The 7,379-nt window shown below is 32.8% G+C and carries 10 protein-coding genes and 3 pseudogenes; 11 read left to right on the top strand and 2 right to left on the bottom strand.

Features of this window, described 5'->3' with window-relative positions; all coding sequences use genetic code 11:
• From ABES03_RS25635 to ABES03_RS25615, 5 genes and pseudogenes are all read left to right on the top strand, one after another.
• The coding region (locus ABES03_RS25635; protein ID WP_430122032.1) for a GyrI-like domain-containing protein at window positions 1–231 on the top strand (231 nt) is incomplete at its 5' end.
• A gap of 154 nt (window positions 232–385) precedes the next feature.
• Window positions 386–736: pseudogene (locus ABES03_RS25630) on the top strand (transposase); the annotation flags it as partial.
• Window positions 737–748: 12 nt separating this feature from the next.
• Window positions 749–1,009 (top strand): annotated as a pseudogene (locus ABES03_RS25625) (DUF2199 domain-containing protein); the annotation flags it as partial.
• 379 nt (window positions 1,010–1,388) lie between these two features.
• Window positions 1,389–1,763 carry a VOC family protein gene (locus ABES03_RS25620; RefSeq protein ID WP_430122030.1) on the top strand — a complete coding sequence of 125 codons (375 nt, stop codon included), beginning with the start codon at window positions 1,389–1,391 and terminating at the stop codon, window positions 1,761–1,763.
• A gap of 182 nt (window positions 1,764–1,945) precedes the next feature.
• Window positions 1,946–2,191, top strand: coding sequence for a hypothetical protein (locus tag ABES03_RS25615; RefSeq protein WP_430122028.1), 246 nt, complete (start codon window positions 1,946–1,948; stop codon window positions 2,189–2,191).
• A gap of 300 nt (window positions 2,192–2,491) precedes the next feature.
• On the opposite strand, the gene ABES03_RS25610 is transcribed toward ABES03_RS25615, so the two are convergent.
• The gene (locus tag ABES03_RS25610; RefSeq protein ID WP_430122026.1) at window positions 2,492–2,659 is read right to left on the bottom strand and encodes an aspartyl-phosphate phosphatase Spo0E family protein; all 168 of its coding nucleotides are present in this window, start codon (window positions 2,657–2,659) and stop codon (window positions 2,492–2,494) included.
• Between the two features lie 270 nt (window positions 2,660–2,929).
• Window positions 2,930–3,208 carry a late competence development ComFB family protein gene (locus ABES03_RS25605; protein ID WP_430122024.1) on the bottom strand — a complete coding sequence of 93 codons (279 nt, stop codon included), beginning with the start codon at window positions 3,206–3,208 and terminating at the stop codon, window positions 2,930–2,932.
• Between the two features lie 195 nt (window positions 3,209–3,403).
• Between ABES03_RS25605 and ABES03_RS25600 the strand changes: the two genes are divergently transcribed.
• From ABES03_RS25600 to ABES03_RS25575, 6 genes and pseudogenes are all read left to right on the top strand, one after another.
• On the top strand, window positions 3,404–3,742 hold the full coding sequence (locus tag ABES03_RS25600; RefSeq protein ID WP_430122022.1) for a YolD-like family protein: 339 nt from the start codon (window positions 3,404–3,406) through the stop codon (window positions 3,740–3,742).
• Window positions 3,743–3,982: 240 nt separating this feature from the next.
• Window positions 3,983–4,447 (top strand): hypothetical protein, encoded by a 465-nt coding sequence (locus ABES03_RS25595; RefSeq protein ID WP_430122020.1) that lies wholly within the window; start codon window positions 3,983–3,985, stop codon window positions 4,445–4,447.
• A gap of 152 nt (window positions 4,448–4,599) precedes the next feature.
• Window positions 4,600–4,761 (top strand): hypothetical protein, encoded by a 162-nt coding sequence (locus tag ABES03_RS25590; RefSeq protein ID WP_430122018.1) that lies wholly within the window; start codon window positions 4,600–4,602, stop codon window positions 4,759–4,761.
• 486 nt (window positions 4,762–5,247) lie between these two features.
• A complete protein-coding gene (locus ABES03_RS25585; RefSeq protein WP_430122016.1) occupies window positions 5,248–5,586 on the top strand; it encodes a DUF5655 domain-containing protein in 339 nt (112 codons plus the stop codon).
• A 370-nt stretch (window positions 5,587–5,956) separates the two neighbouring features.
• Window positions 5,957–7,054 carry an L-dopachrome tautomerase-related protein gene (locus ABES03_RS25580; protein WP_430122013.1) on the top strand — a complete coding sequence of 366 codons (1,098 nt, stop codon included), beginning with the start codon at window positions 5,957–5,959 and terminating at the stop codon, window positions 7,052–7,054.
• Window positions 7,055–7,279: 225 nt separating this feature from the next.
• Window positions 7,280–7,379, top strand: a pseudogene (locus tag ABES03_RS25575) (AraC family transcriptional regulator); the annotation flags it as partial.

The following is a 7,379-nucleotide window of genomic DNA, read 5'->3' as shown; positions in this document are numbered from 1 at the left end:
CCTGATAACTTTTCAAAACTTGAAGTTCCTGCCTTAGCTTGGGCGATATTTGAAACAACAGGACCTTTCCCTAGTACGCTACAGGAAACTTGGGGAAGGATTTATTCAGAGTGGTTTCCGTCTTCCAATTATCAGGTAACCGAAGGACCCGAAATCTTGTCGATCAAAACCAAAGATTTAACATCACCAACTGTTAAAAGTGAAATTTGGATTCCAGTCTTAAAAAAATAACTTAAAAGGACCATAGGGACGGTTCGAAGCCACTGAAAAACTCATCCTAAAAACTGGTAAGTAGGATGTAGATATCTATAAAAATAAAAAATCCTCCAAACTTGGTATAATGGAATTGACTAGAAACCATAACCAAAAAAAGGAGGATTTTTTTATGCTTAAAGACAAAGATATGCAATTAAGCATCTATTCATTATTATACGATAAAATACCAGAAAATCATAAGCTTAAGTTACTCAAGGATAACGTTGACTTTACTTTTATTAATAAACTTCTTGAAAAGTCCTACTGTAAATATTACGGAAGACCCGCAAAAGAACCTGAGCTTATGGTAAAGATTTTAGTTCTTCAATATCTTTATAATCTATCTGATGAACAGGTTATTGAAGATGCATCTTGCATATATGTATTTTCTTGAAACAATCCAGATGAAGGGCTTCCTGATCCGAGTCTATTATCCAAATTTAGAGTACATAGATTACAAGGTGTAACGTTAGATGAGATCGCCTTGGTTTTCTTGGAACCGATGTTTAGCTGGCTATCTACTGATTTAGCTTGTTATCCTGATACCTTAAACTTAAAAACAATGGTGCATCCTAGACCAGGTGGCATTCGACCTTTCATTGAACTTGAACCATTCGACCATCCTTTAGCGGTGGAATTCAGAGAGGGTATAACCATAGAACGGGTACAAGAGATTGCTGACAGCTTTGTATTAATAACGATAACTAAGAAAAAAGGCATTGAATCGAAATCAATGTTCTTTTTTGCTAGATAGACTGAGCCAGTATACTTATCGAAAAAAGTACTTTGTGAAGAGATGTACTTAAGCTAACGGAGCAGGTTAGTTTAAGAAATGATTAGCATTGAATTAGGGAATGGGGAGTGGACTATTGGAAATTTTATATAGTTTTATTGTCGGGATTCTATTCTTAATGGTCGGTATTATCGCATACTTTCCCCCTCCAAATTTACCTTTTGTAATAAGATTTTTAATTATACTTTTTGGGGTAGGATTTATTTTGTCCTCATTTTAAGAGTATTGGGCTTTATTCCTTCTTAAACAAATGATGCAGGTTAATTCAATAATTGGAAGGAAAAAGGTATTTAAAAGGGGAATAACTTAATATACCAAATTAAATAAAGGAGAGGTGATTATGAGTAAATCATTTATTGAACAAGTTCATTATATTAGAATTCCTGTAAAAGATTTAGAGCAGTCTGCACAATGGTATAGAGATGTATTAGGGCTTCAATTGTTAACCATTACTGAAGACCCATTTGCAATTTTTAAAGTAAATGAGGGAACTTTTTTACTTATCTTAGTTCCTACTGAAGATGAAACATTTGCACATTTTACAATTGATAATGAACAAGCATTTAGCATTGGCTTTACAAGTCCAGAATTACCTCAATTTCATCAACACTTAATTGATAATCAAGTGAAGGTTGAGGATATAAAAGATGATAATGGTCATGCGTATTTCCATTTTTATGACCCAAATGGTAATAAACTTCAAGTACACTGGTAAGATAATAATAAATAAATTACCTTATTTCATTAAAGGGTGCGATTCTTCAAAAGATGAGGAACGCTTTTTCCTTATTCAAGTAACGTAGCAGTTATGTTGAAGAAGGATTAACCTCTGTTCATGTAGAACTAACTAACGATTTAGGTTTGTTCTAATATGACTTAGGAAAAAGGGGGAGTAATATGGATTTCGAAAGATTTAAAGAATACCTATTGAAAGAATATAATATGGGGGAAACATCTGCTGACCAATATGTAGGTCGGTTAAAAGGAATTATAAATAGAGGGCTATACAATGGGGAAAGTACCCTTACCCCAAGTCTATTAGCTGCTTTAGAAAGGGAATATAGTGAGAACTCAATGAAAAACTATATACCAACAATTGAGCGGTATATAAAATTTCTTAAAAAAATCGGGGAGATACAATGATAAAATAAAGGCCGCTACCTACTATAGTGGGAGCTTTTGTAACTCAAGAATTGTGTTATTCAAACAAATTAATCAACTGGAAGAACGAATTTAACTTTCCAATCAAATTTACATTCTATCTTGATGAATTAATTTCCTTTTCTCTTAATTTGAAAAATTTCTTTAGTACCTTTTAAGACCGGATTGACGAAATTGAAACGACAGATCTTTATTAAGCTAAAGGAGGTTGGTGGAACAAGAACGATGAAAATCCATCTCTGTTTTATGTCTCATTTGAAAGAAAATGCGAAGTAATGTTAACTATATCACTTGATATTTTGCTATATACTCATCAAGCTGTTGACTAATTGCTATTGTTTTTTCACTTGCAAGTCCCTCTTTTAACCCAGCTTGAATCATTTCTTTTCGTAAGGACTTGATTATTAATAATAAGTTACCTTTTTTATCAGTAATTGGCATTGTTAACATAAAACGGCTCCTATTTACAAATATTCACTTGAAAAATATAACAAAAAATAGAAGTACGGACAACCCACTTAACAAAAAGGACACAATTTGTTCAAATTAAAATCAAATGTCAAACTTCTAGGAAAATGTGCAAAAAAAAAAGAGAGGGGTGTTTCTTAAACTATCGAAGTGCTATTGCTCCATAAAAGCAATCGCTTTGTATGCCACTTGCACCCGTTCTCTTTGTTTGTTTAGGTAGTTTTATTTTAAGAGCTTTTCTAAATAAATGTATTAAGAATGTTTTGGATATTGCCCTACTAGATAAATAGCACTGATGATTCTCTTGTTTATCCATTTTCTATTTACCTCGCTATTTAAATGGTCAAATATATCCTTTCTTCCTTCTTCAGTTGTTACATAATGATGGGGCAGATTATTGAGACTGTATGCTACTATATCAGTTCTGCATTTTTGACATTTACAAAAAAGTTGAAAATCCGGACTAAACAATAAAAAGGTAACAAGAGATTCGACTAATTCTTCCATAACATTGATGTAATTTCTTTCCACTTTGAAATCTCCTTCTTGTTTAAGAACTCATTATATTTATCGACTATTTTTCTCAGATAATTAGTTTACAATGTAAAAAACTATAAAAACGAAAAATTTAGGTTTCTTATGTTCTAAAGAATTCTGGCAAACAAACATTAATATTATTCACATGCGGAACGTTTGTTCGTGTGTAATATTACTGAGGTGAAAATTATGGCTATTTGTGACAGAGGAATGACAAAATTGCAAGCAGCATTTCAATTGCCGGAACTAGCGAAGACTCAACGGAATTTTTGGCGTGATACTGAACGGAGAAGGAAGCCCATAATTGACGAACATGAAACGGAAGAATATGACTTGCGTATAGCTTATGCAATGGAATACGGCCATGCGGTGAAGGTGACGATATGGCATGACGGATTTACTCACTACACAGCTGGTCGTGTTCATTACGTAAATCCGTTGACGAAGGAGATTCGCATCGAAGCAGAGACTGGTGAATTTGAACTTGTGGCTTTTGAAAGTGTTGTCGGAGTGAAGGTCGTTAGTTAATTATATTTAGTATTGCGTCTACCTAAAGCGGGTTGTCTTTTTTCCTTATTAAAGTAGCGGATGATTGTTTAGTTTAACAATTAAACTAACTCATCTAAAGGTTGCTAGAGTTTAAGAAGGACCGTAACAGTTGCGGCCCTTTTTTCTTATTGATGTAACGAAGCAGGATAGTTAAAGAAGGAAATCAAATATATTTGGCGAATTTGATAATGAAATCTCGAAAAGAAGAGGAATTTTTTTATGGAATATATGGATTTAATGAATCAGGAAGGTTACATCTATTTTCACAGCTTAATAGAACCCGAAACCAATTCGTTAAGAATTTTTGTTGATAGATGTAAAGTTAGCCAGCAAGGTGATGATATTGAAGTAGGTAAACATATTATTAGAGACGTACACCCAATAGAAGTCGATGAAGAATTGGCAATATTACAGTTAGACTTTAATTCATATGTAGCCTATTCAATTATTAATGAGTCATTTACTGTTTTAGACGACTATGAAATCTTTGAAGGAAATTCATTTCGAATATTTAAGAAATCAAGATATTTAGACTTCATTAACAAAGGTACTATCGTTATCGATGTATTTCCAGAAGAGCAACTTGTTCATTACGAGATAGCATGTTTAGACTATATCATTGAAGTTATTTCTTTTGATAAACCAATAGTTACTAAAATTAAAAGGGAATTATTCTTGAGCTAACAGGGGCGTTTATCCAGCAGGATTAACCGCCTTTTTTGTTGAATTCCTTATTGAACAAACGATGCAGGTTAGTTTAAAAAAAAATAAAAATCAACCATTTACCGAATTATGGTAATGCTAAAATAGTAAACTTATATTAGGAGTGAGAGAGTTTGGTGATAATTTACGGCTTAGCAGGTTTGTTGGGTCTATTTCTTCTTATTGTTTATGCCGTTAGTTTTGGCATTGATAATTCTAAGCAAGTTAAGCTTTTAAGGTCTGAACTTAAAGAAATAAAAAAAGAAATAAAAATATTAGGGGAAAATCAGAAATAGGTAATGTTTTTACTCAACTAACAGGGTGCTGTAGTTGAACGAGAAAAGCAATAAGAATTATTTAGAACATATAAGGTTGATTTGATATGGTTTTTTTATACTTACTACTATTTTTCATTTTCGGTTTTGGTTTTGTAATCACTTTAATAGACGCAATTAAGGGAGAAGCTTCAAGACATTTAGCAACTCTCCTTTTTGTTCTATTGTCTATTATTGCAATACTTACTACATCCACTTTGCAAGCATTTCTTTAAGTGTAAGTTGCTTTAAAAGAAGGTTCATTATATTCATTTATTTAATTGACTTAGCTTTAAAAAGAATCAGAAGGACATAGCTGAAGTTAGTCAAAGATCGCTGTCGCGGTCTTTTTGCTTATTGTATTAACGGAGCAGGTTAGTGAATAAAGAAATGGTAAAAGGATGTAAAAAGAGGCAAAATAAAGGTAATAAAGTTTAAGATGTTAAAGTGAAAGTAGGAGATGGTGATATGTCAGAAGATGAATTATTCTCAAATAAGGCATCTAATGTTTATGAAATATATTCAAAAATACTCGATTTATTGAAAGAAATTGGACCTTTTGAAATTGAGTTTAAAAAGACTTCTATACATCTTTTGAATAAATCTTCCTTCGGAGGAGTTCATCCAAAAAAGAAATGGTTAGATTTTAATTTAGTAACAAACCGACAGATTGAACACGAAAAGATTACTAAAGTTGAACAAGTTTCAAAAAACCGATTTCACAATAACTTTAGATTTTATAGTGAAGACGAACTAAATCAAGAGTTTTTAGTTCTTTTAAAAGAATCATATCAATTAATGAGTTAGTTAGAGAAAGGATATTTATTACCAATGAACAGGATTTTCTTTGGAATTATATCTAGTATAATATTTGGTTTATTCTCTGTACTACTAATGTTCCCGATGAAATTTGAAGATAAACGTATTGCTATTATTGGCTCATTTATTAATTGTTCTACGATTGGTTTCTTAATAACAGTGACTGTTCTTCCTATGTATAGTTGGACAGGAGACCTTTAAATTAAAATGTTTCCTTTCTTCTGACAGACTTATTAAATTTCAAAAACAATACATTTATTCCTCTTTTCGTATAGAAAAACTTATTAAGAAACATGCACTAGAAAAAATATAAATCATATATAGGTGATATCCCGTTTGAATGCTTGAGGAGGATATTATGAAACCTATGTTACCAAGTGAAAAATATTTCGGTAATTTAGAACTAATTTATGCATTTTATGGGGCTATGCCTACAGGTGTTACTGTTTCAGAAACCGGTCGTATTTTCATTTGCTTTCCGAAATGGGGAGACGATGTTAAATTTACGGTGGCGGAAATTGTTGAGGATAAATTGCAGCCTTATCCTAATTTACAAACCAATTTGGTGGACCCCGAGAATATCACAATGACTTTCATCAGTGTCCAAAGTGTAGTATCTGATGGAAGGGGAACGCTTTGGATATTAGATACAGCGGCACCCAATTTTTCTGAACCTATTAAAGGGGGGGCAAAATTAGTCGCTGTTGATTTAGAAACCAATACAATAAGAAAAGTATTTACCTTTACAGAAGATGTTGTCCTGCCCACAACTTATCTGAATGATGTCCGTTTTGATTTTCGTGTTGGAAAAGCAGGTTATGCCTATATAACGGATTCTTCTTCCAAAGGACCAGGAGCTATTATCGTCGTAGATTTATCAAATGGAAACGCGTTTAGACGGTTAAATGGGGCAAATTCAACTTCACCAGATCCCTATTTTTTACCGAAAGTAGAAGGTCAAATTTTAATGAATCGAAACAAAGATGGTTCAACTTCTCCATTTAGATTGGCGTCTGATAGTCTTGCGATTTCTCCCGATGGAAAGATATTATATTATGCTCCTCTAACCAGTCGTCATTTGTTCTCGATCTCAACAGAAGCGCTGAGAGACAGAATGATACCTGACATGGATTTACCTTATCATGTGGAGTATTGGGGAGAAAAAGGTGCGTCTGATGGAATGATCACCGATGCAAAGGGAACTGTTTATGCTGGTGATTATGAAAACAACAGTATCCGTAAGATATTGCCAAATGGCATAATGGAAACTATCGCACATGATCCAAGAATTTTGTGGCCGGATACTTTTTCAATTGGTCCGGATCAATATTTGTATGTCATTGTGAACCAATTACATCGACAGCCTAGATTTCATTATGGTAAAGACTTACGACAGAAACCTTATAGTTTACTTCGTATCAAAATTGATGAATTTCCTGCTCCGACCTTTTCATAATATATAGTGTAAAACAAACACGAGTTAGCAATAAGGATTAACGTTATTTACTTCCGCCAAATAAACTCATAATGGTTTAATAGGAACAGTTTGTTAAAACTGTTCCTGGAAATTTTTATATTTTCGGTAAGTTCAATACTGTATTGATATTATTTAAATCCAAACTGATCTGTTCGTTTGTATCCCAAGCATGGTACCATCCTTTTTCTACCATATATGCGGATTTACCGAATTGAACAAAAAGAGGCATTTAACATAGTTGGTATCATGAAAAGAGTTCCCATTATTTTTGAAGGAGAAAATCTGGAAATTACAGCCATGTGGA

The sequence above is a fragment of the Neobacillus rhizosphaerae genome (genome assembly GCF_050477885.1).
Taxonomy (GTDB): domain Bacteria; phylum Bacillota; class Bacilli; order Bacillales; family Cytobacillaceae; genus Neobacillus; species Neobacillus rhizosphaerae_A.
This window is presented reverse-complemented; position numbering and strand designations above follow the sequence as displayed.